Here is a 1,932-nt window from a genome sequence, read left to right on the forward strand (position 1 = left end):
ATTCTGACGGTCACTACCGAGGGGACTTACGCCATTCTGGTCGACAGCAACGGCACCATCATCGCCCACCCCGATGCCTCCCTGAGTCTGAAACCCGCCACAACGCTAGCCCCCGAGTTGACCGCGTCTTACATCAATCAGATCGCTCATGACGGTACGATCAACGAGCTGGTGATCAGCGGTAAGAAAGAGGTCTTTGACTTTAACGCGATCCCCAACACCAATTGGTATTACGGCATGATGGTGGATGACGAAACCGCTTACCAGTCGGTACGCCGCATGGTCACCTCCTCACTTATTCAGGGACTTATCACCATATTGATCGTGGCTGGCTTCTCCTATGTCGCCATCAACGGCTCGCTGGCCCCTCTGAAAACCCTGGGCGAAGCGATTGCCGATCTCTCCCGTGGCAACGGCGATCTCACTCGCCGCATCAAGATTGAACGTGAGGATGAAGTAGGCGCGGTTGCCAAACACGTCAACACCTTCATCGAGCGGATCCATGTGATGGTGCAGGATATCTCCAACTCCTCCGGCCAGCTCAACCAGCAGGCCAAGTCCTCCCACAGCATGGCGGAGAAGGCCAATCAGGGGCTGGCACGCCAGCAAAACGAGATCTCCCAGATCGCCACTGCGGTACACGAGATGTCAGCCACCGCAGTCGAGGTCGCCAGCAACGCCGAGCAGACCGCCGAAGCGGCCCGCAGCTCCTCCAGCAGTTGCGAGCATGGCAAGCAGGTGATCGCCCGCAACCAGCGCTCCATCACCGATCTGGCCACCCAGGTGGAACAGGCCTCCAACATCATTCAGGAACTGGAGAAAAACGCTCAGGAGATCAACACCATCCTCTCCACCATTCAGGGCATCGCCGAGCAGACCAACCTGCTGGCGCTCAACGCTGCCATTGAAGCGGCGCGTGCCGGTGAACAGGGCCGTGGCTTTGCGGTAGTGGCCGACGAGGTGCGCGTTTTGTCACAGCGTACCCACAGCTCGACTGTCGAGATCCGCAGCATGATCGAAACCCTGCAACGCAATACCCAGGGAGCGGTCAGCACCATGCACGAAGGCCAGCAGCTGGCCCAGAACAGCGTGGATGACGCCAACAACGCCACCCATGCGCTGGAGCAGATCACCACCTCGATCAACCAGATCTCCGACATGGCGACCCAGATCTCCAGCGCAGCCGAAGAGCAACGAGCCGTCACCGACGAGGTAAGCCGCAACATTCAGGCGGTCAAAGATGTCTCGGACGAACTGGCGTTGGATGCAGACAGTTCACGTCATCTCTCTGAACAACTTAAAAATATTTCGGATGAACTGAGTAATCAGGTCGGTATGTTCCGCATTTGAGTATGAGTAAAGGGGGCGTATATGCCAAATGCCACTCAGTTAAGGCTCCAGAGGCCGCTCCCCTGATGTGTAAAAATCCGAAACCTTTTGATTTGGTTTCGGATTTTTTATGCTTATCGACTAAGGAAGAGGCGAACAAGTTGATTGCTCCTTCATCATAATCAGCCTACTCACGTTTATAATTTCATTACTCCATTCGCACCGTCCTAAAAACATCCGATTACATCTCTATCTTGTTGATATGAAACTGATATATCCATAGCTTACATTAAGTAACGTTAAAAACGTTTGCCATAGTTCTTACATGTGATTGAATATTCGCCGCTCAATTTTTGAGCATGCAAAGGTTATGGATATTAGAATGGATAGTGCAATGTTGTTGCCTGCGGAAAATGCGGGTCATACGAGCCCACCTCGTATGACCCTTTTATTATCTCGTCTGCAATTTGGGGCGAAGATGAATGTTTTGATGGGACTTATGTTGTTGTTAAGGAAGGTGCGAATAAGCGGGGAAATTCTTCTCGGCTGACGCAGTCATTTCATTTCTTCATGTTTGAGCCGATTTTTTCTCCCGTAAATGCC

General features: G+C 52.7%; 1 protein-coding gene. It reads left to right on the forward strand.

Features of this window, described 5'->3' with window-relative positions; all coding sequences use genetic code 11:
* Positions 1-1,350: methyl-accepting chemotaxis protein (locus tag AB5Y90_RS17885; RefSeq protein ID WP_368167435.1), on the forward strand; the 1,350-nt coding region annotated here is incomplete at its 5' end.
* Between the last annotated feature and the right edge of the window lie 582 nt (positions 1,351-1,932).

Origin of the sequence: Aeromonas sp. R4-1, from assembly GCF_040908325.1 — a bacterium.
GTDB classification, from domain to species: domain Bacteria; phylum Pseudomonadota; class Gammaproteobacteria; order Enterobacterales; family Aeromonadaceae; genus Aeromonas; species Aeromonas veronii.